A 26,133-nucleotide genomic window follows, 5' to 3' on the forward strand; every position below is an offset into this window, starting at 1 on the left:
ACGCCCGGCTCTGGCCGTATGCCCGGACCGGACTGCCGGCGTATAGAATTGGTCATGATCCTCATCGGCCAGTATGACTCGCCCTTCGTCCGCCGCGTCGGCATCGCCATGACCCTGTATGGCATTGCCTTCGAGCATCGGCCGTGGTCCGCCTTCGGCGACGCCGACAAGATCCGCCCCTACAATCCGCTGACGCGGGTGCCGACGCTGGTGCTCGACAATGGCGAGGTGCTGATCGAAAGCCACATGATCCTCGACTATCTCGACAGCCTTGTTTCGACCGACAAGAGGCTTTTTCCAGCGGGCGAACCGACGCGGCATCAAGCCCTCAAGGTCGCTGCCCTGGCGATAGGCCTCGGCGACAAGATCGTCAGCCTGTTCTACGAAGGGCGCCTGCACGACAAGGTCTCCGACCTCTGGGTCGGCCGCTGCCGAAAGCAGATCGCGACGGTTCTGGCCGTGCTTGAAGCAGACCGCGCCGCCCGATCCAGCGCCTGGTGGTTCGGCGATGATTTCGGCCATGCCGACATAGCGGTGGCCGTGATGCTGCGCTTCCTCGGCGACGCCCATCCGGGCCTGGTTTCGCTGGCCGACTTCCCGAAGCTGGAAGCCCACGCCGCGCGGATGGAAGCGCTGCCGGTTTTCCAGGAGATTTCGCAGGCCTTTATCGCACCTGCTTGACCTGTCGAAGGCTTCGGTCGTTTACTGCGGAACGCTGAAACTCACAGGTTTCAGCCGTGTAAGGAGCTCTCGGTGAAAAGACTATTCATAGCATTGTGCGCGTTGATACTGCTTTCACCCGTTGCGAAGGCTTCCGCGCTTTACGACGAATTGAAAGCGGCAAAGATCAAACTTCTAGGAACTCCGCGACCGGACCCAGGTATGGGACTCTGGGCGCAGCAGACGAACGAGAAAGCTCTCCCCCTCCTGGAAGGAAAATGGTTCGATGTAGGATATGCCGACTTGACCAGCGAGGACGGTGTAAAGGAGGATTGCCTCGACTACGGCGTAAACTTCAAGAAACTGACTGATTATTCCTTCGAAATGATAATCCAGCCTCGCCGCGAGAAGCAGGCAATCTACAAAGAGTATATTTTCAGGATAGGAATGACCTACAGCTATCGGTGGAACGTCCAGCAGAAAATGGACGTCCAGGGGACACTGGGCGGAAACGGCAAAGAAATTCTAAGATCCGCCAACGGCACAAGCGCACTGATGATGATGACACCCAACGCCATGATGGAGGTCGATTTCGACTACGGAATGCCTACACTCTGGGGTCGTTGTCCGGCCGAATAGAACTCCGGCCTGGTTTACTCCTCATCATCGAAGCCCGCGTCTGCCCCTTTTAGTGCAGCACCAGCATATCGTCCGACGAGAACGAAATCTCGGCCTTCTCGCCGACGGCGGGCGGCGGCGAGGCCGGGCTATTGAACGTGTCGAGCGATACCGTGTTGCCGCCGATGCCCACCCGAACCCGGATCACCGAGCCGAGGAAGTGCACCTCGGAGATTTCGCCCGACAGGCTGGAATCGCGGCCGGGCTGACGCCCCAGCGAAATCGCCTCGGGGCGCAGCGCAAGCGACAGCATGTCACCGGACTTCGAACCGTTGAGCTTGCCCTTGAGCGAGACTTGCTGGGTGTTGACCTGCACCGTGCCGGCCGCGGCATCGGTGACCTTGCCTTCGAGCACGTTCAGCGTGCCGACGAAATTGGCGACGAACTTCGTCGCCGGCCGGTTGTAGATCTCGAACGGTGTACCGACCTGCTCGGCCTTACCGCCATACATGACCGCGATGCGGTCCGAGATTGACAGCGCCTCTTCCTGGTCATGGGTGACGAAGATGGTGGTGATGCCGAGCTTCTTCTGGATCGAGCGGATTTCCTCGCGCAGCGACACGCGCACCTTGGCGTCGAGCGCCGACAGCGGCTCGTCGAGCAAGAGCAGCTTCGGCTTCGGCGCAATGGCGCGAGCCAGCGCGATACGCTGCTGCTGGCCACCCGAGAGCTGGTAGGGATAGCGGTCGGCCATCTGCGGCAGCTTGATGATGTCGAGCATCTCGGCGACGCGCCGGTCGGCATCCGGCTTGTTCATGCCGCCGACTTTCAGCCCGAAGGCGATGTTCTGCGCCACCGTCAGGTTGGGGAACAGCGCATAGGCCTGGAACACCATGCCGACATTGCGCTGGTTGGGCTTCAGCCTGGTAATATCCTTGCCGCCGACAACGATCTTACCGGCCGAGGGCTCCTCAAAGCCGGCGACCATGCGCAGCACGGTCGTCTTGCCGCAACCGGATGGGCCGAGGAACGAGATGAACTCGCCCGGTTCGACATCAAGGTTGAAGTCCTCCACCACCGTGGTGGCGCCAAAGGACTTTCGAACGTGCTGGATGGAGAGGAATGGGTCGGCCATGGCGTGGTTCTCTCGATCAATTTGGGCGGTTCGCCGATTTCGGCGCGAAGCGGGACAGGATCTGGATCAGCGACATGCAGCCCCAGGTAATGGCGAAGGCTATCACAGCAAGGGCCGCGGGTTCATAGGCGCGGTTGGCGCCGATGTTCTGCAGATACGGGCCGAAAGCCGGACGGCTGAGCAGACTGGCCATTGTAAACTCGCCAATGACGATGGCGAATGTCAGGAATGCGCCCGACAGCACTGCGATCAGCACATTGGGCAGGATGACGCGGGTGATGATCGTGCCCCAGCCTGCGCCCAGAATTTGCGCGGCTTCGGTCAGCGTGCGCACATCGATGGTGCGCAGACCGGTGTCAACGGCTCGATACATGTAAGGCAGGGACAGCGTCGTATAGCCAATGACAAGCAACGCGTTCGCACCCCAACTGCTTGCCAGGAACGGCAATGGCGAGTTGGAGCCGTACATCCTGATATAGCCGAAGACGATGACGATCGCCGGAATGACGAGTGGCAAAAGGGTGATGAATTCAACGATTGGCCTAAGCTGCGGCAGACGCAGCCGGATCCAGTACGCGGCCGGCACCACGATCAGCACCCCGAGAATAATGGTGCAGATGGCAGCGACGACTGAAAACAGGAAGGTCGACTGAAAGCGCGCGTCGCCCAGCACGACTTGATAGGCGTCGAAGGAGTGGACGCCGCGCCGCATGCGCAGCGAGAACTCGACCGTCGCCATCAGCGGGATGAAGAAATAAGCGGCCCCGACAATAAAGACGACCCAGGCCCAGAACTTACCCGACTTCATTTGAGCCACCTTTCGGACCGTGTCCGAAACCAGATGTAGAAGACATTCGCCAGCCCGGTGATGACGATCATGCCGAAGGCTATGGCATAAGCCAGTTGCGGGTTGTGCAGCACGTCGCCATTCATTTGCGAGTAGAGCTTGATCGGAACGATGTTGAGCGTCGGACCAGCAAACGCATAGGCGGTCGCGATAGCGCCGAAGGCGTTCGCAAACAACAGGATGACCGTGCCGAGGAAACTCGGCCATATCACAGGGATGACTACCATGCGCCAGTACTGCGCCTGCGTGGCGCCGAGCGTGGCAGCCGCCTCTCCCCATTCTTTCTTCAAACCGTCGATCGCCGGCACGATGATGACCACCATCAGCGGTATCTGGAAGAACAGATAGACCGCGATCAGGCCCGTTGTGGTTAGAAAATTGAAGCCCATCGCGTAAATGTTGATGTTGAGGACGTCACGCAGAAGCGTCGTGACGATGCCGACGCGGCCGAGCGTGGCCAGGAACGCGAAGGCGAGTGGCAAGCCGGCGAAATTGGAGGCAACGCCGGAAAAGGTCAGGGTCGCGGAGCGCGTCCAGCTGGGCAGTCCGCCGCGCACGATCGCGATTGCTATTGCGAGCCCGGCAAACGCCCCGATGATGGCCGACCAGAAACTGATCTTGATCGAAGACCAGTAGGAATTGCTGATCGACGGATCGCTGACCAGCTGCAGAATATTGTCAAACGTGAACCCGCCTTCACCGTTCCGGAAGGCGCCCAACACCAGATAGAGCGTGGGCATGATAAGGAACATCAGGGCAAAGATGAAGAACGGCGCCACGCCGATCCATTGCGTCGGCAAGCGGAAAGCGGTCGCCTCCTTCGGTGGCGCCGGCTTGGTGGCAAATGCCTGATTTGAAAGCGAGAGATCGGTCATGCGCCGGCTACCGTCTTCTGGAGAGAGCCGGGCGGCCTTACGACCGCCCGGTGGATTTTCCAAGTCTTACTTGACGTTGGCGCCGACAGTGGCGTCCCAGTTCTTGGAGATGGCTTCCTTAGCCTTGGCCTGCTCCTCGAGCGTCGGGAACACGGCAGCGGCATAGGACTCCGCCGGCGGCAACTTGGCCAGCACGTCAGCCGGGATCTTGCCGTTCTTGGCGAGATCGTTGAAGCGGATCGGGTGGCAGTAGCCCTTCAGCCAGCCGATCTGGCCTTCGTCGGAATAGAGATGTTCCATCCAGAGCTTGGCTGCATTCGGATGCGGCGCGTAGGCGCTGATCGCCTGCACGTAGACGCCGGCGACGACGCCGGTCTTCGGCACGATGACGTCGACGGGCGGGTTGCCTTTCAGCGTGTCGCGGCCGGCGAGCGCGTTGTAGTCCCAGGTGATCAGGATCGGGGTCTGGCCCTGGGCGAGTGTCGCAGCCTTGCCGACGACGGGAACGAAATTGCCGGCGGCGTTGAGCTTCTTGAAGAAGTCGAGGCCCGCGGTGCCGGCGGCCTCACCAGCAGCGGCGCCCGTCGACAGGCCTGCGGCATAGACGCCCTGGATCGCCTGGTTCGAAGTGCGCGGATCGCCGGCAAGGGCGACTGCGTTGGCAAATTCCGGCTTCAAGAGGTCGGCCCAGTCGGCCGGAGCCTCCTTGACCAGATCCTTATTCACTTCGAAGGCCAGAACACCGTAATAGTCGCCATACCAGAAGCCGTCAGCATCCTTGGCGCTGTCGGGGATCGAGTCCCAGGTCGACACTTTGTAGGGCTGGATAAGGCCGTCGGCCTTCGCGGTCGGACCGAAGGACAGGCCGACGTCGATGACGTCAGGTGCCTGCGGCCCTTTGTTGTCCTTGTTGGCCTTGATCGCCTCGACCTCGTCGCCGGAGCCGGCATCGGGGTTGAGTTCGTTGATGGTGATTTCCGGATATTTCGCCTTGAAGCCGTCGATGACGGCGCCATAGCCGCACCAGTCATGCGGCAGCGCGATGGTGGTGAGCTGGCCTTCCTTCTTTGCCGCGGCAACCAGTTCATCCATGGACTGGGCCGACGAGATAGCAGAGGTCGCCATGAGGGCGACGGCCGATAGGGAAAGCACTTTCCCCGTAAACTTGAACATGTGTTCTCTCCGTTGAACTGGCGTCATGGACGCCTGCGATGCGGTATCGTTTTCATGTGACAGCCAGATGAAAGCTTTTTGAAACTGGCCCCGGCGGCACGAAAAGTTAACTCTTTTTAACGGGCCGTAGCAATTAGCCTCTACTTAATTTCCCGGCTAATGGTTTATGGCCTTGCGTTTTGCCCCCTTACCCTTTCCTTTCCCCTCGTTTCCAGATCACTTCCGTCGCCGCAATCCGCCTCAGACGGTGCCGGCAATGGCGTTTTCGAGCAGCGTCAGCGCCGCCTTCTTGGTCAGCTTCACCGGGTTGCCGCCGGCAGTCGGATCGACCACCGCCATGTCGGCGATCAGCCCCTTGCGCTTCTTGTCCATGTCGAGGCCCTTGATCAGCCCGGGCAGCGCATGCGGCACCTTCAGCTCCTTGCGCAGCTTGATGATCGCTTTGGCAAAGCCGTCGAAGCCGCCCTTGATGCCGCAATAGGCGGCGAGCCGGGCAATGCGCTCCTCGATCGAGTCCCGGTTGAAGGCCAGGACATAAGGCATGAACACCGCATTGGTCATGCCGTGATGGGTGTCATAGAGCGCGCCGATCGGGTGCGACAGCGAATGGATGGCGCCCAGCCCCTTCTGGAAGGCGGCGGCGCCCATGGCGGCCGCGCTCATCATATGGGCGCGGGCAACCAGGTCCTTGCCGTTGGCATAGGCCTTGGGCAGGTTCTCGAACACCAGGCGGATGCCTTCGACGGCAATGCCATCGGCCATCGGGTGGTAGCCAGGCGCGCAATAGGCTTCGAGACAGTGGGCGAGCGCATCCATACCGGTGCCGGCGGTGATGAAACCGGGCATGCCAACCGACAGTTCCGGATCGGCAATGACGATTGCCGGCAAAAGTTTCGGATGGAAGATGACCTTCTTGGTGTGCGTCGCCTCATTGGTGATGACGCCGGCGCGGCCGACTTCCGAACCGGTGCCGGCGGTGGTCGGCACGGCGATGATCGGCGCGATCGCATCGGAATTGGCGCGTGTCCACCAGTCGCCGACATCCTCGAAGTCCCAGACGGGCCTTGTCTGCCCTGCCTGGAAGGCGATCAGCTTGCCGAGATCGAGCGCCGAGCCGCCGCCGAAAGCGATGACGCCGTCATGCTTGCCCCTCTTGAACACGGTGATGCCGGCGGTGAGGTTGGAATCGACCGGGTTCGGCTTCACCTCGGAAAACACGCCATAGGGCACCTTGGCGTCGTCGAGGATCTTCAGCGTCGAAGCGACAACAGGCAGTTTGGCCAGCCCGGGATCGGTGACGAAGAGCGGCCGCTTGATGCCGGTGGCCTCAAGCACGTCTGGCAATTCCTTGATGCGCCCGGCGCCGAAGCGGACGGTGGTCGGGTAGTTCCATTTGGAGATCAGCTTGGACATGTCTTGTCTTTCAAAAATCAGATGGCTTCGCGCAGGTGGAAGGATTTCGGCCGGGTCAGATTGTCATAGCCGAGCGCCGACAGGGCAACACCCTTGCCGGTGTCCTTGACGCCGGTCCAGACCAGCGCCGGATCGAGATAGTCGCAACGGTTCATGAACACCGTGCCGGTCTCGACACGGTCGCCGATGGCGATGGCGTGCTCGGTGTCGCGCGTCCAGATCGAGGCGGTCAGCCCGTAGGGGCTGTCGTTCATCAGCGCGATCGCCTCTTCGTCATTGCGCACCTTCATGATGCCGACGATCGGGCCAAAGCTTTCCTCGCGCATGACGCTCATCTGGTGGTCGACGCTGGTCAGCACTTCCGGCGCCAGATAGGGCGAGCCGGCTCTATCGTTAGCCACCTTCATATTGATATGCGCCACCGCGCCCTTGCGCAGCGCCTCGGCCTTCTGCTCGCGGATCAGGTCGGCGAAGCGCGCCTGCGCCATCGGCCCCATTGTCGTCGCCTGCTCCAGCGGATTGCCGACGACATAGTTCTTCGTCTCGGCGATGAAGCCTTCGACGAACTGGTCGTAGACCTTCTCATGCACATAGACGCGCTCGATGCCACAGCAGCACTGGCCGGAATTGTAGAAGGCGCCGTCGACCAGATTGGCCACCGCATGGTCGAGCTTGGCGTCGGGCAGAACATAGGCCGGATCCTTGCCGCCAAGCTCGAGGCCGAGCGTCATGAAGGTGCCGGCCGCCGCCTTTTCGATGGCGCGGCCGCCGCCGACCGAGCCGGTGAAGTTGACATGGTCGATCTTGCCGGAGCCGAGCAGCTTCTCGGTCTGGGCATGGTTGAGCACGACATTCTGGAACACGCCCTTGGGCAGACCAATCTTGTCAAACGCTTGGCTGAACCGTTCGCCGACCAGCAGCGTCTGCGCCGCATGCTTCAGGATGACGGTATTGCCGGCCATCAGCGCCGGCACGATGGTGTTGACAGCGGTCAGATAAGGATAGTTCCACGGCGCAATCACCATGACGACGCCGAGCGGATCCTTCTTCACATAGCGGCGGAAGCCGTCCTTGGGGTTGGACGCCGGCACGGATTTCAGCGCCTGTTCGGCGATCTCGACCATGTAGTTGGTGCGTTCCTTGACGCCGCCGAACTCGCCGCCATAACGCACCGGCCGGCCCATCTGCCAGGCGATCTCGGGCACGATGTCGTCGGTCATGGCAACCAGCGCTTCCAGCATCGCCAGCATATACTTGCCGCGCTCGAYGATCGGCGTCTGCGCCCACTTCTCCTGCGCCGCCTTGGCGCGCTCGACCGCGGCATTGATCGCCTGGTCGGTCGCGATCGGGCGTTCGGCATAGATCGAACCATCGATGGGGGATTTGAGTTTGACCGTTTCGGTCATTTTGTAAGTCCTCGTACTTTTACAACAATCAAGAATGACATGGCTTGGCGCTGCCTCCGCTCCAACGGCGGCGCACTCTCTCCCATTCTCAACGGGGAAAGAGTGCGAGGCAGCCGACGTTCGCAGGCTGCCCTAGTACCGCTCGAACCCCCTGTGCAGTTCCCAATCCGTAATGCGGCGGTCGTATTCGAACTGTTCCCACTTGGCGGTGTGGACGTAATGTTCGAGCACGTCGTCGCCGAGCGCCTGCTTCAGCATCTTCGACTTGGCGAGCGTCTCGGTGGCATCGCGCAGCGTCTTCGGGATCTCCGGCAGGCGCGACGCCTGGTAGGCGTCGCCGACGAACGGCTTCTGCAGTTCGAGCTTCTCATCGATGCCGGCAAGGCCGGCCGCGATCAGCGCGGCGAAGGCCAAATACGGGTTCAGATCGGCGCCGCCGATGCGGCATTCCATGCGGATGCCCTTGGTGCCCTCACCGCAGAGCCGGAAGCCGGCGGTGCGGTTGTCCTCGCTCCACATAATCTTGGTCGGCGCGAAGGTGCCGGCCTGGAAGCGCTTGTAGGAGTTGATGTAGGGCGCCAGGAACCAGGTGAACTCCTTGGCGTATTTCAGCTGCCCCGCCGCCCATTGCTGGCCGAGCGTCGATAACGTCCAGTCCGCCTTCTTGTCGAAGAACAAAGGCGTCTTGCCGTCGGCGCTCCACAGCGAATTGTGGATGTGGCTGGAATTGCCCGCGAGCCCGTAATTGTATTTGGACATGAAGGAGATCGACTTGCCTTCGGACTCGGCAATCTCCTTGGCGCCGTTCTTCAGGATGACGTGGCGGTCGGCCATGTCGAGCGCTTCGGCATAGCGCACATTGATTTCTTCCTGGCCCGGACCCCATTCGCCCTTGGAGTTTTCGATCGGGATGCCGGCCGCTTCCATCTCGTTGCGAAGCCGGCGCATGACGCCTTCTTCCTTGGTGGTGATGCCGATCTGGTAGTCGCCGATATAGGGCGAAGCGGTGTCGAGACCCTGCCAGTGCTTCTTGCGGGCCGAATCATAGGTCTCGTTGAACAGATAGAATTCGAGCTCCGAGGCGAAGTAGCCGATATAGCCGCGCTCGGAGAGCCGCTTGACCTGCTTCTTCAGCATGGCGCGCGGCGAATGCGGCAGGTCGTCATGGGTGTGGTGGTCGAGCACGTCGCAGATCACCAGCGCCGTCTTTTCCAGCCACGGAAGACGCCGCAGCGTCGATAGATCCGGCTTCATGACGAAGTCGCCATAGCCCTTCGACCAGCTTGCCGCCTTGTAGCCCGGCACCGGCTCCATATCGATATCGGCGGCGAGCAGATAGTTGCAGCCATGCGTCTCGTCATGGGCGGAATCGACGAAATACTGCGCGAGGAAGCGCTTTCCCGCGAGCCTGCCCTGCATGTCGACGATGCAGGCGAGCACGGTGTCGATCTCGCCATTGGAGACCGCTTTCTTCAACTGATCGAACGAGAAATTTCCGGCCATTCCTTTGGCACTCCAGCGCTGGTCGATTGAGGGGTAAATGAAACCATGGCCGGCGCGAGGCCGGCCATGGCCATGGTGATTGACGTCAGTGGCCGGTTTCCCCGACCGCCTGCTCGGCTGCCTTGATCGCTGCCTGGCGGGCCGCGATGATGTCGCCGAGCGGCGGACCCTGGAAGCGGTTGCGTTCGAAAGCGAACCATACGATCGCCGTCAGGATGAAGAAGCCGACGGTGATGTAGAGCGCCCAGTCGTTTGGCGGCTGAATGCCGATGACGAAGATCAGGATCATCGAGATGATCGAGAGAACGCCGAACAGCATGAAGATGCCGCGGCCCAGATTCCACGGCCCCATCTTGTCCCACTTCGGCGTGCCCCAGGCCATCATGCCGAGCACGATTGGCACGGTGAAGGACAGGAACAGGAAGATGACGGTGCAGGACACCACGATGGTGTAGGCCGAGGTGCCGGCAACCGAAACCAGTGTCGAACCCCAGACGAACAGCACCGACAGGATCGATGCCGTCCAGATCGCCGCCACCGGCGTGCGGTAGGTCGGGCTGACCTTGGCCAGCGCCGCCGAGCCGGGCAGGCCGCCGTCACGCGAGAAGGCGAAGATCATGCGCGAAGCCGAGGTGACGGTTGCGAGGCCGCACAGCAGCTGGGCGATGAACACAACAAGATAGACGAACTCCTTGAGGCCGGGGCTGACGCGCTGGTCGAAGGCCCAGAAGAACACGTTCCAACCCTGCTTGGCGGCGTCGTCCATGTTCGGGATCATCAGCACGAAGGCGGCCAGGAACAGATAGCCGAACACCGCCGACCAGATCACCGACATGACCATGGCGCGCGGCACCGAGGACGCCGCCTTGATGGTTTCCTCGGAAGTGTGCGCCGAGGCATCGTAGCCGGTGATCGTATAGATCGGCAGCAAGAGGCCAAGCGCGAACACCCAGGCATTCGAGACCGACGGCCAGACGCTGGCGCCAGCCTCACCCGAGTAGTTGTGGAAGGTGAAGAGCCGGCTGAAGTCCCAGGTGTCGGCGGAGAACAGGCAGACAACCGCGATCAGGATCGAGCCGAAGAAGATCAGATAGCCCGAGAAGTCGGTCAGCTTCGCCGTCAGCTTGATGCCGAGATGGTTGATCAGTGCCTGGGCGCCGGTGATGATGACCAGGAAGATCATCTGGTTGGTCAGCGTGCCCTCGATGCCGAGCGTCGGGCCGAAGGCGCCGACGAAGAACGTCCAGGTGCCGACATTGATGGCGCCGAGCACGGTGATCAGGCCGAGCAGGTTGAGCCAGGCCGTCACCCAGCCGGTGCCGCGGTTGCCGAGGATCGAACCCCAGTGATAGAGGCCGCCCGCCGTCGGATAGGCCGAACTGATCTGCGACATGGCCACCGCGAAGGTCAGCGAGACGAAGCAGCCGACCAGCCAGCCGATGCCGATGCCGATGCCGCCGGCGCCCGACGTTGCCTGTGCCAGCGAGTTGATGCCGCCCGACAGGATGCAGATGATGGAGAAGGAAACCGCGAAATTCGAGAAGCGGCTGAGCCGCCGCTCCAGTTCCTGGGCATAGCCCATGCTGTGGAGGTGCTTTACGTCCTCCGCCTTGTCTGTGTCTGAATAACCCGGTGCTGCCATTTGAAGTCCCCTTTGCGTTCTTAGCTGGCGGGCCTTGCCCCGGTCGGCTTGCGCCGGCCGGGGCATTTAGTCTTGCTGTTAACCGGCCGTCTGGCCAACGGCTTTTTCCGCAGCCGCGATCTCCGCCGCGCGGCGAGCGATATCGGCGCCGATCGGCGGGCCCTTGAAGCGGCGCGACTCGATGCCGAACCACAGAACCACGAGCAGAACGATCAGGCCGATGGCATAGTTGATCAGGATGTCGAATGGCGGCTGGATGCCGGCATACATCAGGACCAGAACGCCAAGCACCGTGATGACGGCGAATGGCTTGGACCAGACGCCGAGGCGGAACGGACCGAATTCGGTCCAGGTCTTGCCCTCGGCAAGCAGGCCGGCCGCCACCGGCATGGCGTAAGACACGTAGAGGAACAATGCACAGCCGGCGGCCAGTGCGGCAAAGGCCGGCGAGTACAAAGTTGCCGCGACCGCGAGCACCGCTCCGAGCCAGATCGCCGCCACCGGCGTACGCCATGTCGGGCTGACCGTCTTCCACACCGACGAACCGGGCAGGCCGCCGTCACGCGCAAAGGCAAAGATCATGCGCGAGGTCGACGTCAGTCCGGCGAGCGCGCAGATGAAGTTCGCCAGCACGATCGAGATGGCAATGATGCTCTTCAGCCAGAATGGTGCCGGCAGGTTGTTGAAGAGATTGAACCAGGCATTGGCGCCGTCCTTGGCCGTAGCTGCCAGATCGGGGCTGGCCAGCACGAACGACACGGCCATGACGAAGCCGAAGACCAGCGACCACAGAACCGAATGGATCATGCCGCGCGGCACCGCCACGCGGGCATTGTGGGTCTCTTCGGACGTGTGGGCCGAGGCATCGAAGCCGGTGATCGTATAGAGCGGGTAGAGCAGGCCGATCAGGAAGGCGACGAGTGCCGTCCGTGCGGTGGGAACGTATCCGGCGCCCGGATCACCCGTGTTGTTGACGAATGTGGTGAGCCGCGAGAAATCCCAGCTTGCGCCCCAGATCAGGAACATGGCGGTCAACACGACGGCGACGACCAGAATGAGGTAGCCCGAGAAATCCGTCAGTATGGTGGTGAGCTTGATGCCGAAATGGTTGATCAGCGCCTGCGCGACGGTGATGATCACAACGCCGATCACCTGCTCCTGATAGCCCCACGCCGATACGTCGTGGCCGAACACGCCGGACCAGACGAGGTCCTTGAACAGTGCATAGACACCGACATTGACCGAAGCGACGACGAAGATCAGGCCGAGCAGGTTGATCCAGGCCGTGGCCCAGCCCCAGCCGCGTCCGCCGAGAATCGACGACCAGTGGTAGAGACCGCCGGCCGTTGGGTAGGCCGAGCCGATCTGGCCAAGCGAGGCAGCCACGATAAGCGCAAAGACGCCGCCGATGATCCAGCCGACGGTCGCCTCGAAGCCACTGCCGGTCGCCATGGCCAGCGGGAAGGAGGTGATGCCGCCCGCCAGAATGCAAATGATCGAAAAGGAAATCGCGAAGTTCGAGAAGCCGCTCATGCGGCGAGCCAATTCCTGGGCATAGCCCATGCTATGGAGGGTTTTTACGTCCTCCGACCTCTCATGGTCTGATGTATCCGGTCCTGCCATTTTCGTTCCCCTCGTGTTTCTAGCTGGCCGATTGAACTGATTTTCCCATTGCGTGTCGCCGGGAACCCTTGGCCTCCTCGGGTTCCAGATCAGAAAAGATGCCGGTGAGCAGATCCGCCCATTTCCGCTGCCCGGTCTCGCCGGAGATTTCGTCGTTGCGGATTTCGATCATCGCGCAGGCAAGGCCGCGCGAGCGCGCATGCCGCTCCAGGGTGAAGTACACGCGGTCGGCCGGCGAATAGGGTTCGTTGATGCCGACGGTAACGCCGGCAAGACGCTGGAGTGCTGCTATCAGCGGCGACGCCAGCCGGCGGTCGTCATCATGGATGATGCCGATATGCCAAGGCCGGCTCTTGCCCTTGTAGACTGGGGTGAAGGAATGCACCGACACCAGCCACGTCTCCTGCCCGCGCGCCAGCCGATCGTCGATGATGTTGGCGATCGTGTCATGGAACGGGCGCCACGACAAACCGATGCGCTCGGCGCGCTGCGCGTCCGAAAGGCCGGTATTGCCTGGAATGATCGTGGTCTCGCTGACTGGCGGAACCAGGTCCGGCGCGTCGAGCGGACGATTGCAGTCGATGATGAGGCGCGAGATGCGGGTTTCGACCAGCGTCGCATCGAGCGCCTGAGCCATGCGGCTTGCCACCGGCAGCGCGCCCGGGTCCCAGGCGATGTGGCGAGAAAGATCTTCTGCGCTCAGGCCGAGCGTGCCGAATTCGGCCGGCAGGAAATTGGAAGCGTGGTCGCAGGTCAGCACGAACGGGCTGGACCCGCCGGGGTTCGTCACCCTTACGGTATCAGACGATGCAAGGCTGGCGGGCCGTGCTCTCTCCATACTGCCGTCCCCTGGGGAGCGCTGTATCTTATGTTACGTATTTTGCCTCATTGCGTCCCTGTGGATGATTTCATACAGTTTGTCAGGCTTTGTCAAATGCGATTTCGGGGAAGCATGACGGACCGGGCCAAGAGCGGGGGAAAACCATGATTTCCAGCATTGCCGAACTGATTTCGGACCGCATTGGCACGATGCCGGCTGGCGAACGCCGCGCCGCACAGACGCTGATCGCCAACTATCCGCTGATCGGCCTGAAGACGGTCGCAGAGTTCTCGGCCGCCGCCGGCGTGTCGTCGCCGACCATCCTGCGCTTTGTCTCCAGGCTGGGGTTCCAGAACTATCCCGAATTCCAGTCGGCGCTGCAGGACGAACTGGCGGCGCAGTTGCAGTCGCCGGCATCGCGCACGCTCAACCCCGCATCGCCGGGCAGCAGTGCCGTATCGCCGATGCTGGAAGCGACGCTGGACAACATGCGCGAGACCTTCAGGCATCTCTCCGACAGGCAACTTGCCGACATCGCGGCCAGGCTTGCCGAGCGGCGCGGCAAGACCTTTCTGATCGGTGGCCGCTTCACCGACCCGCTGGCGCGCTACATGGCCGCCCACCTCGCCATCATCCAGCCCGATGTCTATCACCTCGCCGGCCAGGAGAGCATCTGGCGCGACCGGCTGATCGACATGGGCAAGCGCGACGTGCTGGTGATTTTCGATATCCGGCGCTACCAGGACAGCCTGGTGCGTTTTGCCGAGACGGCGCATCAGCGCGGCGTGCAGATCGTGCTGTTCACCGACCAGTGGCTGTCGCCGATCGCCCGCTTCGCCCGCCATGTCATTGCCGGACGCACCGCCGTGCCGTCGGCCTGGGATTCCTCGGCGGCATTGTTCGTCGTCGCCGAGACGCTGATCGGCGCCGTCACCCGGCAGCTCGAGACCGACAGCGCCAAGCGCATCCGCGACCTGGAGGGACTGCGCTGAAAGCCTCAATCCCGGCCCCAGACGCGCAACGTTACGCAGATTTAATGTGCATGGCCGCGGCAGAATTGCCATAAAGCCATGATATTGCGTGGCTTCGCACAGTGAGGGGTGCGTCGCCGCGGTTTTGTGTTTCGAAAACCGGAAGACGTTTTTGCCAACCGGAGTGCCGATGGCCGCCTGGAAACAGATCGTTCTTGCGCTCGTGATCCTGGTCGCGGCTGCCCTCGCCTGGGCGCGCTTCTTTCCGGGCGCGCCGGAGGTTCTGGCACGCTGGGGCATCGACTGGGCCTATGCCTCGGCGCCCGCCACGACCGGCGCGGTCGACACGACGAAACAGGCGAATGGCCGCAGCGCCGCCGGGCGGCCGGCAAATGTCGTTGCCTTGCCGGCGGGCACCGCCACCATCAACGACCGCCTGCAGGCGATCGGCACCGGCCGCGCGAACGCCTCGGTCACGGTCAACCCGTACAGCTCCGGCCGGCTGGTGGAATTCCTCGTCCAGTCCGGCACTCGCGTCGACAAGGGGCAGGTCATCGCCGTCCTTGATTCCGAAACCGAGGTGATCTCTCAGGATCGCGCCAAGCTCGCTCTGCAGGATGCCCAGAACAAGCTCGAGCGGGTGAAGTCGCTGCGCGCTTCCAACGCCGCGACACCTGTTGCCGTCGCCGATGCCGAAGTGGTGCTGGCCGGCGCCAAACTCGCGCTCCAGGACGCCGAACTCGCCTTGCAGCGACGCTCGATCGTCGCGCCGATAGCGGGCACCGTCGGCATCCTGCCGATCTCGGCCGGCAACTACGTGACCAGCCAGTCGGCGATCGCCACGCTCGACGACCGCTCCTCCATCCTGGTCGAGTTCTTAGTGCCCGAGCGCTTTGCCGCCGCCGTCAAGGTCGGCGCGCAGCTGTCGGCGACGCCGATCGCCAATCCGAGCAAAGCCTATACCGGCACGGTGTCGGCCATCGACAACCATATCGACGAAAAGAGCCGCACTCTTCTGGTCAAGGCCGCGATCGCCAATCCGGCGGATTCGCTGCGCGCCGGCATGTCGTTCGGCATCACCATGCGCTTCCCCGGCGACACCTATCCGGCCGTCAGCCCGCTGGCGATCCTGTGGGGCTCCGACGGCGCCTATGTCTGGCAGGTCGAGGACGGCAAGGCCAAACGCGTTCCCGTGCGCATCATCCAGCGCAACACCGAGACGGTGCTGATCGACGCCGAGATCGAGGATGGTGACATGGTGGTCACCGAAGGCACCCAGAGCGTCAGCGAAGGCGGCGAGGTCCGCATCGCCGGCCAGCGCGCCGCCAACGCCGCCGAAGGCTCATGACCGCACCCGTCAACGCCGCCAGCGAAACCGGCTTCACCGCGCTCTTCATCCGCAGGCCGGTCATGGCCTTCGTGCTCAACACGCTGATCGCGGTGGCGGGCCTCGCCGCCTTCTACGGCGTCGAGATCCGCGAACTGCCCGACGTCGATCGCGCCGTCGTCACCGTGTCGACCGTCTTCGAGGGTGCGGCCGCCGAAACCGTCGACCGTGAACTGACCGACACGATCGAGGGCGCGGTGGCGCGCGTCTCCGGCGTCAAGTCGATCTCGTCGACCTCCTCCTTTGGCCAGAGCCGCGTCACCATAGAGTTCAACGACGGCGTCGATTTGAACGTCGCCGCCTCCGATGTGCGCGACGCCGTTGGCCGCGTCGCCAACATGATGCCGGAGACCGCCGATCCGCCGCGCATCGTCAAGGCCGACGCCAATTCCGATCCGGTGATGCGGCTGGCCGTCACCTCCGATTCAATGTCGGTGCAGGACATGACGGTGATCGTCCAGGACCAGATCGAGGACGAACTGGCCGCGGTGCCCGGCGTCGCCGACGTCCAGGTCTATGGCGACCGCGACAAGATCTTCCGCATCGATGTCGACCAAAACAAGCTGGCGAGCCTGGGCTTCACCGTCGCCGACTTGAGGGCAGCGCTTGGCTCCGTCGCCTTCGATTCGCCGGCCGGGTCGATCACCACCACCAACCAGGACCTGATCGTTCGCACCACAGCCGATGTGACGACGCCGGAAGAATTCGAAAACATCATCGTCGGCGGCACAACCCGCATCCGCGACGTCGCCACCGTCACCCTCGGCCCCGATATCGGCCAGACCTCGCTGCGCTCCGACGGCAAGACCGGCATTGGCCTTGGCATCATCCGCCAGGCGGAATCGAACACGCTGGATATTTCCACCGGCGTGAAGGCAGCGGTCGCCAAACTGCAGGAAAACCTGCCCAAGGGCATGTCGATCAAGATCACCAGCGACGACGCCGTCTTCGTCAACGGCGCCGTGCACGAGGTCGAGATCGCGCTCGGCCTGTCGATCTCGATGGTGCTGATCGTCATCTATATCTTCCTGCTCGACTGGCGCGCGACGCTGATCCCGGGCCTGTCGATGCCGGTCGCCATGATCGGCACCATCGCCGCCATCTACCTCGCCGGTTTCTCCATCAACATCCTGACCTTGCTGGCGTTGGTGCTGGCCACAGGCCTGGTCGTCGACGACGCCATCGTCGTGCTCGAAAACATCGTGCGACGGCGCAACGAAGGCATGGGGCCCCGCGCCGCCGCCGTGCTCGGCGCCCAGGAAGTGTTCTTCGCCGTCATCGCCACGACGCTGACACTGGTCGCCGTCTTCGTGCCGATCTCCTTCCTGCCCGGACAGACCGGCGGCCTGTTTCGCGAATTCGGTTTTGTGCTTGCCATGTCGGTGCTGCTCTCCTGCGTGGTAGCGCTGACGCTGTGCCCGATGCTGGCCTCGCGCATGCTGACCAGCGCATCGCTCCACCATGAAGGCGGCCACGGTATTGGCGCGCGCATCGGCGGCGCGCTGAATTCAGCCTACAAGCGCGCCCTGCACGCCTGCCTCGGCGCGCCCTGGATCGTGCTTCTGGTCGCGGTGCTGTTTGCAGGCGTCGCCTTCAGCCTGTTCGGCACCATCCGCCAGGAACTGACGCCGAGCGAGGACCGCGCCGTCGTGCTGTTGCGCATCAATGCACCGCAAGGCGTCAGCCTCGACTACACCACGCAGCAGATGCAGAAGATCGAGCGGCTGATCCAGCCGCTGCGCGATTCCGGCGAGATCGTCTCGACCTTCGAAAACGCCGGCCAGAACGGCGCCTATAACTCAGGCTTCATGGTGATGACGCTGGCGCCGTGGGACGAGCGGGCGCGCAGCCAGCAGGAAATCATGGCGGAGATCAGCCAGCTAACCCGCCAGGTGCCATCGGTGCGCATCTTCCCGGTGCAGGCCAACAGCCTCGGCATCAGAGGTGCCGGCAACGGCCTGCAATTCGCGCTGGTCGGCAACGACCGCAAGGCGCTCGGCGATGCCGCGGTCAAAATCATCGCCCAGATGCAGGCCGACCCGCGCTTCCAGACGCCGCGCCTCTCCGTCGACCCGACACAGCCGCAGCTGGCGGTGGCCATCGACCGCGAACGCGCTTCCGATCTCGGCATCGACATATCAGGGCTCGCAAACACGCTGCAGGCGATGCTCGACGGCAACGATGTCGTCGACGTCTACATCGCCGACCGCAGCTATGGCGTGAAACTGGTCTCGACCACCAACCCGATCAACGATCCGACCGATCTCGAAAACATCTTCCTGAAAACCGCTGACGGCCGCTTCGTGCCGATGTCGACCATCGCCACGCTCACCGAGCGCGCCGTGCCGCCATCGCTGACGCGCGAACAGCAGCAGCCCTCGGTGGCGATCACCTCGAACCTGAGCGGCAATTTCGCGCTTGGCGACGCGCTTGGTGTCGCCGAGCAGATCGCCACGCCGCTGCTGCCGCCAGGCAGCCGCATCCTGCCGCTGGCGGAAGCCGCGACGCTCGGCGAGACCAACAGTGCCATGGTCACCATTTTCGGCTTCGCGCTGGTCATCATCCTGCTGGTGCTTGCCGCGCAGTTCGAGAGCTTCGTCAGCGCGGTCATCATCATGGCGACGGTGCCGCTCGGCCTTGCCTGCGCGATCTTTGCGCTGCTGCTCTCCGGTACCAGCCTCAACGCTTACAGCCAGATCGGCCTGGTGCTTCTGGTCGGCGTCATGGCCAAGAACGGCATTCTCATCGTCGAATTCGCCAACCAGCTGCGCGATCGAGGCCTCGGCGTACGCGAGGCGATCGAGCAGGCCTCGATCATCCGTCTCCGCCCGGTGATGATGACGATGATCTGCACCATTCTCGGCGGCGTGCCGCTGGTGCTGGCCGCCGGCGCCGGCGCCGAGGCGCGCATCGCACTCGGCTGGGTCATCGTCGGCGGGCTTGGCCTCGCCACCGTCTCGACGCTGTTCCTGACCCCGGTCGCCTACCTCCTGCTCGGGCGCTTCGTCACGCCCAAGACGCATGAGGAAGCAAGGCTGAAGCGCGAACTGGAAGAAGCGGCGTATACGAATATCGAACCGGCGGAATAGTTGGCTCTCCTGTCAATAGTGCGCCTGTACTATTGACCAGTGAACTCTGGAAGCTGGATGTACGGATTGGCCGGGTCGTAGCGGCGCTTTGGCTCACCTTTCCCCGGTGATATGGCACCCGCGATCAGTGCTCCTTTCGGCCCGAATTGATAGTCTATTCCGGCACAGAGGTGAGCGAGATCTTGATAGTCGAAACCGCGCAGTGCAACGCCGGTTTGAAACGCTGCCGCCTTGAGGGCGTCAGGCGAAAGCCCACCGAGCGTGCTGTCGCCATATGCTTTGAGCTTGGCTCTGTTGAGTTTGGACGACTGACACTCCGAACCGAGTTCTCGCGCCAGCACGATATTTCTGACTGCGGTCGCAGCAGGATCGTCCAGGGCTGCCGAATATTTCTTGAGGAAGAAGTTTGTGCTGGGATCGTTGGTCATCGACTTGCGCCAGGAAGGAGGGAACTTGTCGGCGGCCTCGGCAGAAATCGTACCTGCCATCGACGTGAGGACGACTGCAACGAACCATAGCTGCTTCATGGGGAGAAACCTCGAACTTGTCTGATCTATGGCTTAATAAACACCTTCCCGTTCGGCTTGGCGAGTTCCGCCGGCACCTTCGCCATCGCTTCGTCCAGCGGCAGCACGGCCGTCACATCCGTCGACCAGCTTCCGTCGGAAAAGCGCTTCTGCGCTTCCATGATAGCCGGGCCGCGTTTGTCGCGGAACTGGCGCATCCATTCGACCAGCCAGAAGCCCTCAATCTGCTTGTTCTGGAAGATCATCTGGCCGGGCTCACGGATGACAGTGGTGTCGGGGTCGAGCCGACCGTAGATGATCCAGCGCGCGCGCTTCGGCATAGCGTCGAAAATGGTCGAAGCCAGTGGGCCAGTCACCGCGTCGAGGAAGATGCGCGGCTGTTCGGCCTTGACCACCTCGCGCAGCTTCGCCTTGAAATCCGGCGCCTTCTCGTTGAGCACATGGACAGCGCCAATCTCCTTCAGCAGCGGTATCTGCTCGTCACGGCGCACAGTGACGATCGGCCGATACCCCGCCTCCTTGGCGAGGCCCGCGATCAGCTTGCACAGTTGGCTGGCGCCGGCGGTCATGATGAAGGCCTTTTCGCCGGCCTCCTTGACGATGTCGAACATGGCGATCGCGGTCAGCGGGTTGACGATCAACGCCGCACCGTCCTCGTCGCGGACGGTGTCGAGCAGCGGGATGCAGACAGCGGCTTCGGCGACCGCGTATTCAGCCCAGGCGCCCCAGTTGGTGACACCGGTGGCAAAGGCGACGCGCTTGCCGGCCAGGCTTTTCGGATAAGGTTCATCGCCGGTGGCAACAATGGTGCCGACGCCCTCGAACCCGGCCGGCTGGCCCTTGGCGCGCGGCTGGCCATACTGACCCTTGATGAACATCACGTCGGACGGGTTGATCGAAGCGAGGCTGACCTTGATCAGCACCTGGCTCGGCCCGGGCGTCGGCACGCCGATGGTGCCCGGTTGCAGATACGGCTCCATCGCCTCCAGCACGCTGCCGGTCGGCGTTCTTGTGTAGCCGTCGCCGGTCAGCAGCAGCGCTTTCATGTCTGAGGGGATCGCCATGGCCGGGCTCCTTTAAGGTTTGAGGATGAGCTTGCCGGAAGCACCGCGGCCGAGCACGCGCTTCAGCACGGCGGCGGCGTCGGCAAGCGGGTACGTGCCTTCGATCACCGGCCGGACCTTGCCGGCGAGATACCAGCCGACAAGCTCCTTCATATTGTCGGCATAGACGCGCGGCTCCTTGGCCGTGAACGCGCCCCAGAACACGCCGACGACCGAAAAGCCCTTGACCAGCGCCAGATTGACCGGGAATTGCGGGATGGTGCCGGAGGCAAAGCCGATGACCAGCAGCCTTCCGTTCCACGCCATCGAACGGGCCAGCACGTCGAAGGTTTCGCCGCCGACCGGATCGAAGCCGACATCGACGCCCTTGCCGCCGGTGACCTCTTTCAGCGCTTCCTTGAGGTTGTCGTAGCCGAGCGCAATGTCGGCGCCGGCCTCGGCGGCGATGCGGCGCTTTTCCTCCGATGAGGCGACGCCGATGACGCGGGCGCCAAGCGCCTTGCCGATCTGGATGGCGGCGATGCCGGTGGCGCCGGCCGCGCCCAGCACGCAGAGCGTTTCGCCTTCTTTCAGCACGCCGCGCTGCTTCAGCGCGTAGTGCGACGTGCCGTAGCCGGCCAGCAGCGCGCACGCGTCTGCGGCAGGCATATCAGGAGGCAGCGGCATGACGAACGGCTCGGCCGCAGCCACCCGCTCGGCGTAGCTGCCATGGGTCGAGAGCGCGGCGACCCGGTCGCCGACCTTGACCGATTGCACGTCAGGCCCGACCGCGACCACCCGTCCCGCGACCTCCATGCCGGGCACGAAGGGCAGTGGCGGCTTCATCTGGTAAAGACCCTGGACGAGCAGGCCGTCGGGATAGTTCACACCGATCGCCTCGGCCCCGATGACGACGGTATTGCCCTTCGCCTCCGGCTCCGGCCAGTCGCCATAGACGAGCTGGTCGAGCGGCGCGAAGTCGCGGGCGATGATGGCTTTCATGCCGTCATACCTTTTCCTGCGTGTATTTCCTGAGCTCCGTGCGCGCCACTTGCCGGCGATGCACCGCGTCCGGCCCATCGGCCAGCCGCAGGGTTCGCAGATGCGTCCAGGAGCGCGCCAGCGGCGTATCCTGGCTGATGCCTTGCGCGCCGAACATCTGCACCGCTTCGTCGGTGACTTTCAGCGCGACGCGGGGCGCGATGACTTTGATCTGGCTGATCCAGGGCGCCGCGGCGCGCGCATCGCCCCGGTCGATCATCCACGCCGCCTTGAGGCAGAGCAGCCGCGCCATTTCGATCTCCATGCGGCATTCGGCAATGATGTCGAAATTGGCGCCGAGTTTTGCCAGCTTCTGGCCGAAGGCCTCGCGCCGCACGGAGCGCTGGCACAGCATTTCCAGCGCCATCTCGGCCTGGCCGATGGCGCGCATGCAGTGATGGATGCGGCCCGGGCCGAGCCTGCCTTGCGCGATCTCGAAGCCTCTGCCCTCGCCGAGGATCAGGTTCGATGCCGGCACCCTCACATTGTCGAAGCGAAGATGCATATGCCCATGCGGCGCGTCGTCGTCGCCATAGACCTGCATCGGCCGCAGCTTGGTCACGCCCTTGGTATCGGACGGCACCAGGATCATCGAATGCCGCCGATGCTGCGGCTCAGCATCGCTGCCGGTGCGGACCATGACGACATAGATGGCGCAGCGCGGATCGCCGGCGCCCGACGCCCACCATTTCTCGCCGTTCAGCACATAGTCATTGCCTTGCCGTTCGCAGCGCATGGCGATGTTGGTAGCGTCGGAGGAAGCCACATCCGGCTCGGTCATCAGATAGGCCGAGCGGATTTTCCCTTCGAGCAGCGGCTCCAGCCATGCCTTCTTGTGATCCTCCGAACCGTAGCGCTCCAGCACCTCCATATTGCCGGTGTCCGGCGCCGAGCAGTTGAACGTCTCTGCGCCCAGATGCGCCTTGCCCATCTCCTCGGCGAGATAGGCGTACTCGACGGTGGACAGGCCATAGCCGCGCTCGGAGCCGGTCAGCCAGAAATTCCACAAGCCGCGTTCCCTGGCGGTTTTCTTCAGCCCTTCGAGGATTTCGGTCTGCCGCGCGCTGTAGACCCAGCGGTCACCCGCCTTGCCGACCTCGCTCAAAAATTCATGGTCGAGCGGCATGATTTCCTCACGCACCATGGTGGCGACGCGGGCGTGGATCGGCTTCAGTCGCTCGGTCATGCCGAGATTCATGTCGCTCATCGTATGTTCTCCTCAGCCGCACCCAGACCACGCGCCGCGAAAGCGACGACCTCGCCGACTATTGCCTCGACATCGCCGTCGGTCTCGGCCGGTCGCGGCGTGTACCAGAACAGCGGCGAGTTCAGCGTCAGGAACATCAACTGCTCGGCAATGCCGATCGTGTCGAAGCGCATGTCGCCTTCGTCGCGCGCAGCCGCAATCGCCTCGCGAAAGATGCGGCCATAGGCATCGCGATACTGCATCAGCCTGGTAAATTCCTCGCGCTGTTCGGGTGTGGTCGCACCGCGCAGATAAAGCTCGACGCCTTCCCAGACGACGCGCTGGAACGGCTTGGTGCGGATCATCTGGCCGCAATGGATGGAAGCCATCTTGCGCCAGCGCCCGATCGCCGGGCCGGGCAGCGTTCGCACCGGCTCTATCGCAGCGAAATTCATATCCATGCCGGCGCGGAACACATCGGCGAACAAGTCGGCCTTGGATGGGTAATGGTGGTAGATGCGGCCCTTGGTCGAGCCGAGGCTGCGCGCGACATCGTCGATCGAACTCGCGGCATAGCCGCGCTGCATGAAACAGATGGCGGCGGCGCGCAATATGTCGGCGCGCGGGCGGTCCAGCAGTGGAACTTCGACGCTGAGCATCGGATTTCGCCTTTCGCCTGCTTCCGCAGCGATGCTGCATTCAAGGCCTTTACGTCTGCGCAAAAGTTGAACATACTACCGGGTATGTTGTCAATGCGGCAACCGCCCAAAGAGGCGGCGTTTCCGCGGGGAGGATCGATGAGCTATCTCGACGAGCTGTTTACAGTTGCCGGGAAGACCGCGCTGGTGACAGGAGCCGCAACCGGCATCGGCCGCATGGTTGCGACCGCTTTGGTCCAGGCCGGCGCCAGCGTGATGATCGCCTCGCGCAAAGGCGAGGATTGCATCAAGGTCGCCGCCGAATTGAACGCGCTGGGCACCTCCGGCCGCGCCGAAGGTTTTGCCGGCGATGTCTCGACCGAGGCCGGCATTGCCGCACTGGTCGCCGAGGTCAAGGCGCGCACCGAAAAACTGCACATCCTCGTCAACAATGCCGGCATATCCTGGGGCGCCACGTTGGAGGATTTTCCCTATCACGGCTGGGCCAAGGTGCTGGCCGTCAACGTCACCGCCGTCTTCCACCTGACGCGCGAACTTCTGCCGCTGCTCGAAGCCGCCGCCAGCGATGCCGATCCGGCGCGCGTCATCAATCTGGGTTCGGTGATGGGCACGCAGCCGCTGGCCGACGATGCCTACTCCTACACCGCGTCCAAGGGCGCCGTTCACCATCTGACGCGCACCCTGGCGATCGAGCTTGCGGCGCGGCGCATTACCGTCAACGCCTTCGCGCCCGGCCCCTTCCAGAGCCGCATGACCGCCTTTGCCACCGGCACCGAGGAAAAGGCCAGACATGTCGGCAGCCATGTCCCCATCGGCCGTATCGGCGTGGCGGATGACATTGGCGGCGCAACCCTCTATTTGTGCAGCCGTGCCGGTTCCTATGTCACCGGCGCCATCCTGCCGATCGACGGCGGGCAGTCGGTGCAGCATGGGCTGACACTGTTCAAGGAATGAGCCGCGGTCGGCGGCAAACGGAGGACACCGCAGTGGAACCGATCAGTCTCGATGTGCTTTTGGCCAGCGTCGGCAAGGAAGTCGGCGTCTCACCCTGGCGCGTGGTCACCCAGACCATGATCGACCAGTTCGCCGACGCCACCGACGACCACCAGTTCATCCATTGCGACCCCGAGCGGGCAAAGCGAGAGACGCCGTTCGGCGGCACCATCGCGCATGGCTTCCTGTCTTTGTCGCTGCTCTCGGCCATGACCTTCGAGACCATGCCGCCGCTGGAAAAGGGCAAGATGGGCGTCAACCACGGTTTCGATTCGCTGCGCTTCCTGGCGCCGGTGAAGACCGGTTCGCGCATCCGCACCCGTTTCGTGCTGGCCGACGTCAAGGTCAGGCCCTCGGGCTGGGTGCAGACGGCGCATGACGTGACCATCGAAATCGAGGGCTCGAAGAAGCCGGCGCTAACCGCGCGCTGGCTGACGCTGACATTGATCGAGCGTGAGCCGGAGACTGCATGAGCGGCGACGCCAACGCGCTCGACCAGGCAGCGCTCGCACCCTATCTCGAGGCGCACATCCCGGGTTTTGCCGGGCTTTCTACGATCGAAAAATTCAAATCCGGCCAGTCGAACCCGACCTATCTCATGACCGCGGCCAGCGGCCGCTATGTGCTGCGCGCCAAGCCGCCGGGCCAGCTTTTGAAATCGGCGCACCAGGTCGATCGCGAATTCACCGTCATGAAGGCGCTTGCCGGCAGCGCCGTGCCGGTGCCCCGGATGCTGCATCTGTCGGGTGAGGACTCGCCAATCGGGCGCATGTTCTACGTCATGGAGTTCCTCGACGGCCGCATCTTCTGGGATCCGACCGTGCCGGAAGCCGGCGGCAATGAGGAGCGCGCTGCGCTCTATGATGCCATGAACGCCACGCTGGCGGCGCTGCACGACGTCGATGTCGAGGCCGTCGGGCTCGGCGATTTCGGCAAGCCCGGCAATTACTTCGAACGCCAGCTGGCACGCTGGACCAGCCAGTATCGCGCCTCGGAGACGGGAACCGTCGCCGACATGGACCGGCTGATCGCCTGGCTGGAGACGCATATGCCGGCCGATGACGGCCGTGTCTCGCTGGTGCATGGCGACTACCGGCTGGACAACATGATTTTCGCAGCCCGTGAGCCAAAGGTGCTGGCGGTGCTCGACTGGGAACTGTCGACGCTCGGCCACCCCTTCGCCGATCTCGCCTATCAGTGCATGCAATGGCGGCTGCCGCACGCATCGAGCCTGCGCGGCCTGCGCGGTATCGACCGGGCCGCGCTAGGCCTTTCCTCAGAGGAGGACTATGTCGCCGCCTATTGCCGGCGGCGCGGGCTCACCGGCATCGGCAACTGGAACTTCTTCCTGGCCTTCTCCTTCTTCCGGCTGGCTGCGATCTGCCAGGGCGTCTACCGCCGCGCGCTGGACGGCAACGCGTCCAATCCGGGAAAAGCCCAGATCTATGGCGAGATCGTCAAGCAGCTGGCCGGCCTCGCCGTGGACATCATCGACACCAAGACCTGAAAAATCCGGGAGAGC

General features: G+C 63.2%; 23 protein-coding genes. 8 read left to right on the forward strand and 15 right to left on the reverse strand.

The features are described from left to right. Positions 1 to 54 precede the first annotated feature (54 nt). Together AC1DYJ_RS15020 and AC1DYJ_RS15025 are read left to right on the forward strand one after the other, a co-directional pair. The gene (locus tag AC1DYJ_RS15020; RefSeq protein ID WP_477286122.1) at positions 55 to 681 is read left to right on the forward strand and encodes a glutathione S-transferase family protein; all 627 of its coding nucleotides are present in this window, start codon (positions 55 to 57) and stop codon (positions 679 to 681) included. A gap of 72 nt (positions 682 to 753) precedes the next feature. Continuing rightward, the gene (locus AC1DYJ_RS15025; RefSeq protein WP_477286120.1) at positions 754 to 1,299 is read left to right on the forward strand and encodes a hypothetical protein; all 546 of its coding nucleotides are present in this window, start codon (positions 754 to 756) and stop codon (positions 1,297 to 1,299) included. Positions 1,300 to 1,348: 49 nt separating this feature from the next. Here AC1DYJ_RS15025 and AC1DYJ_RS15030 read toward each other — a convergent pair whose 3' ends face one another. The 10 genes from AC1DYJ_RS15030 to AC1DYJ_RS15075 all read right to left on the reverse strand — a co-directional run bounded on the left by AC1DYJ_RS15030 (position 1,349) and on the right by AC1DYJ_RS15075 (position 13,733). After that, positions 1,349 to 2,413, reverse strand: a complete 1,065-nt coding sequence (locus AC1DYJ_RS15030; protein WP_477286118.1) for an ABC transporter ATP-binding protein — start codon at positions 2,411 to 2,413, stop codon at positions 1,349 to 1,351. Positions 2,414 to 2,429: 16 nt separating this feature from the next. After that, positions 2,430 to 3,221: an ABC transporter permease gene (locus AC1DYJ_RS15035; protein WP_477286116.1), complete on the reverse strand. Its 792-nt coding sequence runs from the start codon at positions 3,219 to 3,221 to the stop codon at positions 2,430 to 2,432. After that, positions 3,218 to 4,135: an ABC transporter permease gene (locus AC1DYJ_RS15040; protein WP_477286114.1), complete on the reverse strand. Its 918-nt coding sequence runs from the start codon at positions 4,133 to 4,135 to the stop codon at positions 3,218 to 3,220. Before AC1DYJ_RS15040 ends, AC1DYJ_RS15035 begins: the two co-directional genes overlap by 4 nt. Positions 4,136 to 4,201: 66 nt before the next feature. Continuing rightward, a complete protein-coding gene (locus AC1DYJ_RS15045) occupies positions 4,202 to 5,308 on the reverse strand; it encodes an extracellular solute-binding protein (protein ID WP_025583855.1) in 1,107 nt (368 codons plus the stop codon). Between the two features lie 240 nt (positions 5,309 to 5,548). Then, a complete protein-coding gene (locus AC1DYJ_RS15050; RefSeq protein ID WP_477286111.1) occupies positions 5,549 to 6,721 on the reverse strand; it encodes an iron-containing alcohol dehydrogenase in 1,173 nt (390 codons plus the stop codon). 17 nt (positions 6,722 to 6,738) lie between these two features. Then, the gene (locus tag AC1DYJ_RS15055; protein ID WP_477426138.1) at positions 6,739 to 8,127 is read right to left on the reverse strand and encodes an aldehyde dehydrogenase family protein; all 1,389 of its coding nucleotides are present in this window, start codon (positions 8,125 to 8,127) and stop codon (positions 6,739 to 6,741) included. A 132-nt stretch (positions 8,128 to 8,259) separates the two neighbouring features. Then, on the reverse strand, positions 8,260 to 9,630 hold the full coding sequence (locus tag AC1DYJ_RS15060; protein WP_477286107.1) for a glutamine synthetase family protein: 1,371 nt from the start codon (positions 9,628 to 9,630) through the stop codon (positions 8,260 to 8,262). A gap of 85 nt (positions 9,631 to 9,715) precedes the next feature. Then, positions 9,716 to 11,272, reverse strand: a complete 1,557-nt coding sequence (locus AC1DYJ_RS15065) for an amino acid permease (protein ID WP_477286105.1) — start codon at positions 11,270 to 11,272, stop codon at positions 9,716 to 9,718. Positions 11,273 to 11,350: 78 nt separating this feature from the next. Further along, a complete protein-coding gene (locus AC1DYJ_RS15070) occupies positions 11,351 to 12,895 on the reverse strand; it encodes an amino acid permease (RefSeq protein ID WP_477426140.1) in 1,545 nt (514 codons plus the stop codon). Between the two features lie 19 nt (positions 12,896 to 12,914). Next, a complete protein-coding gene (locus AC1DYJ_RS15075) occupies positions 12,915 to 13,733 on the reverse strand; it encodes an N-formylglutamate amidohydrolase (RefSeq protein ID WP_477286101.1) in 819 nt (272 codons plus the stop codon). A gap of 146 nt (positions 13,734 to 13,879) precedes the next feature. Here AC1DYJ_RS15075 and AC1DYJ_RS15080 point away from each other — a divergent pair, with 146 nt between their 5' ends. The 3 genes from AC1DYJ_RS15080 (at position 13,880) to AC1DYJ_RS15090 (ending at position 19,162) form a co-directional block, all read left to right on the forward strand. Continuing rightward, positions 13,880 to 14,707 carry a MurR/RpiR family transcriptional regulator gene (locus tag AC1DYJ_RS15080; RefSeq protein ID WP_477286099.1) on the forward strand — a complete coding sequence of 276 codons (828 nt, stop codon included), beginning with the start codon at positions 13,880 to 13,882 and terminating at the stop codon, positions 14,705 to 14,707. A gap of 169 nt (positions 14,708 to 14,876) precedes the next feature. Then, positions 14,877 to 16,034: an efflux RND transporter periplasmic adaptor subunit gene (locus AC1DYJ_RS15085; protein ID WP_477286097.1), complete on the forward strand. Its 1,158-nt coding sequence runs from the start codon at positions 14,877 to 14,879 to the stop codon at positions 16,032 to 16,034. Next, entirely contained in the window at positions 16,031 to 19,162 is a 3,132-nt protein-coding gene (locus tag AC1DYJ_RS15090; RefSeq protein WP_477286095.1) for an efflux RND transporter permease subunit, read from the forward strand. Before AC1DYJ_RS15085 ends, AC1DYJ_RS15090 begins: the two co-directional genes overlap by 4 nt. Positions 19,163 to 19,191: 29 nt before the next feature. Here the strand turns inward: AC1DYJ_RS15090 and AC1DYJ_RS15095 are convergent, their stop codons facing one another. Genes AC1DYJ_RS15095 through AC1DYJ_RS15115 form a run of 5 tightly spaced genes read right to left on the reverse strand, consistent with a single transcriptional unit; the run spans position 19,192 to position 23,618 of the window. Further along, a complete protein-coding gene (locus AC1DYJ_RS15095) occupies positions 19,192 to 19,689 on the reverse strand; it encodes a hypothetical protein (RefSeq protein WP_477286093.1) in 498 nt (165 codons plus the stop codon). A 26-nt stretch (positions 19,690 to 19,715) separates the two neighbouring features. Continuing rightward, positions 19,716 to 20,753, reverse strand: a complete 1,038-nt coding sequence (locus AC1DYJ_RS15100) for a zinc-binding dehydrogenase (RefSeq protein ID WP_477286092.1) — start codon at positions 20,751 to 20,753, stop codon at positions 19,716 to 19,718. 12 nt (positions 20,754 to 20,765) lie between these two features. Further along, a complete protein-coding gene (locus AC1DYJ_RS15105; RefSeq protein WP_477286091.1) occupies positions 20,766 to 21,734 on the reverse strand; it encodes an NADPH:quinone oxidoreductase family protein in 969 nt (322 codons plus the stop codon). Between the two features lie 4 nt (positions 21,735 to 21,738). After that, complete coding sequence (locus AC1DYJ_RS15110; protein WP_477286089.1) at positions 21,739 to 22,980, reverse strand: acyl-CoA dehydrogenase family protein; 1,242 nt, start codon at positions 22,978 to 22,980, stop codon at positions 21,739 to 21,741. After that, positions 22,977 to 23,618, reverse strand: coding sequence for a TetR family transcriptional regulator (locus tag AC1DYJ_RS15115; RefSeq protein ID WP_477286087.1), 642 nt, complete (start codon positions 23,616 to 23,618; stop codon positions 22,977 to 22,979). Before AC1DYJ_RS15115 ends, AC1DYJ_RS15110 begins: the two co-directional genes overlap by 4 nt. 138 nt (positions 23,619 to 23,756) lie before the next feature. Here AC1DYJ_RS15115 and AC1DYJ_RS15120 point away from each other — a divergent pair, with 138 nt between their 5' ends. From AC1DYJ_RS15120 to AC1DYJ_RS15130, 3 genes are read left to right on the forward strand one after another with little or no spacing between them, the layout of a single operon-like run. After that, a complete protein-coding gene (locus AC1DYJ_RS15120; protein WP_477286086.1) occupies positions 23,757 to 24,572 on the forward strand; it encodes an SDR family oxidoreductase in 816 nt (271 codons plus the stop codon). Beyond that, on the forward strand, positions 24,569 to 25,084 hold the full coding sequence (locus AC1DYJ_RS15125) for a MaoC family dehydratase (RefSeq protein ID WP_477286084.1): 516 nt from the start codon (positions 24,569 to 24,571) through the stop codon (positions 25,082 to 25,084). The genes AC1DYJ_RS15120 and AC1DYJ_RS15125 overlap by 4 nt, the downstream gene beginning before the upstream one ends. Next, positions 25,081 to 26,118: a phosphotransferase gene (locus tag AC1DYJ_RS15130; protein WP_477286082.1), complete on the forward strand. Its 1,038-nt coding sequence runs from the start codon at positions 25,081 to 25,083 to the stop codon at positions 26,116 to 26,118. Before AC1DYJ_RS15125 ends, AC1DYJ_RS15130 begins: the two co-directional genes overlap by 4 nt. The last annotated feature ends 15 nt before the right edge of the window (positions 26,119 to 26,133 follow it).

Source organism: Mesorhizobium sp. P2_B11, assembly GCF_056404855.1.

Bases quoted from the DNA above. Each gene is read 5' to 3' on its own strand.
- AC1DYJ_RS15120 (WP_477286086.1), top strand. From the start codon at position 23,757: ATGAGCTATCTCGACGAGCTGTTTACAGTTGCCGGGAAGACCGCGCTG.
- AC1DYJ_RS15020 (WP_477286122.1), top strand. From the start codon at position 55: ATGATCCTCATCGGCCAGTATGACTCGCCCTTCGTCCGCCGCGTCGGC.
- AC1DYJ_RS15095 (WP_477286093.1), bottom strand. From the start codon at position 19,689: ATGAAGCAGCTATGGTTCGTTGCAGTCGTCCTCACGTCGATGGCAGGT.
- AC1DYJ_RS15065 (WP_477286105.1), bottom strand. From the start codon at position 11,272: ATGGCAGCACCGGGTTATTCAGACACAGACAAGGCGGAGGACGTAAAG.
- AC1DYJ_RS15075 (WP_477286101.1), bottom strand. From the start codon at position 13,733: ATGGAGAGAGCACGGCCCGCCAGCCTTGCATCGTCTGATACCGTAAGG.
- AC1DYJ_RS15125 (WP_477286084.1), top strand. From the start codon at position 24,569: ATGAGCCGCGGTCGGCGGCAAACGGAGGACACCGCAGTGGAACCGATC.
- AC1DYJ_RS15070 (WP_477426140.1), bottom strand. From the start codon at position 12,895: ATGGCAGGACCGGATACATCAGACCATGAGAGGTCGGAGGACGTAAAA.
- AC1DYJ_RS15105 (WP_477286091.1), bottom strand. From the start codon at position 21,734: ATGAAAGCCATCATCGCCCGCGACTTCGCGCCGCTCGACCAGCTCGTC.
- AC1DYJ_RS15110 (WP_477286089.1), bottom strand. From the start codon at position 22,980: ATGAGCGACATGAATCTCGGCATGACCGAGCGACTGAAGCCGATCCAC.
- AC1DYJ_RS15060 (WP_477286107.1), bottom strand. From the start codon at position 9,630: ATGGCCGGAAATTTCTCGTTCGATCAGTTGAAGAAAGCGGTCTCCAAT.
- AC1DYJ_RS15045 (WP_025583855.1), bottom strand. From the start codon at position 5,308: ATGTTCAAGTTTACGGGGAAAGTGCTTTCCCTATCGGCCGTCGCCCTC.
- AC1DYJ_RS15040 (WP_477286114.1), bottom strand. From the start codon at position 4,135: ATGACCGATCTCTCGCTTTCAAATCAGGCATTTGCCACCAAGCCGGCG.
- AC1DYJ_RS15115 (WP_477286087.1), bottom strand. From the start codon at position 23,618: ATGCTCAGCGTCGAAGTTCCACTGCTGGACCGCCCGCGCGCCGACATA.
- AC1DYJ_RS15090 (WP_477286095.1), top strand. From the start codon at position 16,031: ATGACCGCACCCGTCAACGCCGCCAGCGAAACCGGCTTCACCGCGCTC.
- AC1DYJ_RS15035 (WP_477286116.1), bottom strand. From the start codon at position 3,221: ATGAAGTCGGGTAAGTTCTGGGCCTGGGTCGTCTTTATTGTCGGGGCC.
- AC1DYJ_RS15130 (WP_477286082.1), top strand. From the start codon at position 25,081: ATGAGCGGCGACGCCAACGCGCTCGACCAGGCAGCGCTCGCACCCTAT.
- AC1DYJ_RS15030 (WP_477286118.1), bottom strand. From the start codon at position 2,413: ATGGCCGACCCATTCCTCTCCATCCAGCACGTTCGAAAGTCCTTTGGC.
- AC1DYJ_RS15085 (WP_477286097.1), top strand. From the start codon at position 14,877: ATGGCCGCCTGGAAACAGATCGTTCTTGCGCTCGTGATCCTGGTCGCG.
- AC1DYJ_RS15100 (WP_477286092.1), bottom strand. From the start codon at position 20,753: ATGGCGATCCCCTCAGACATGAAAGCGCTGCTGCTGACCGGCGACGGC.
- AC1DYJ_RS15050 (WP_477286111.1), bottom strand. From the start codon at position 6,721: ATGTCCAAGCTGATCTCCAAATGGAACTACCCGACCACCGTCCGCTTC.
- AC1DYJ_RS15080 (WP_477286099.1), top strand. From the start codon at position 13,880: ATGATTTCCAGCATTGCCGAACTGATTTCGGACCGCATTGGCACGATG.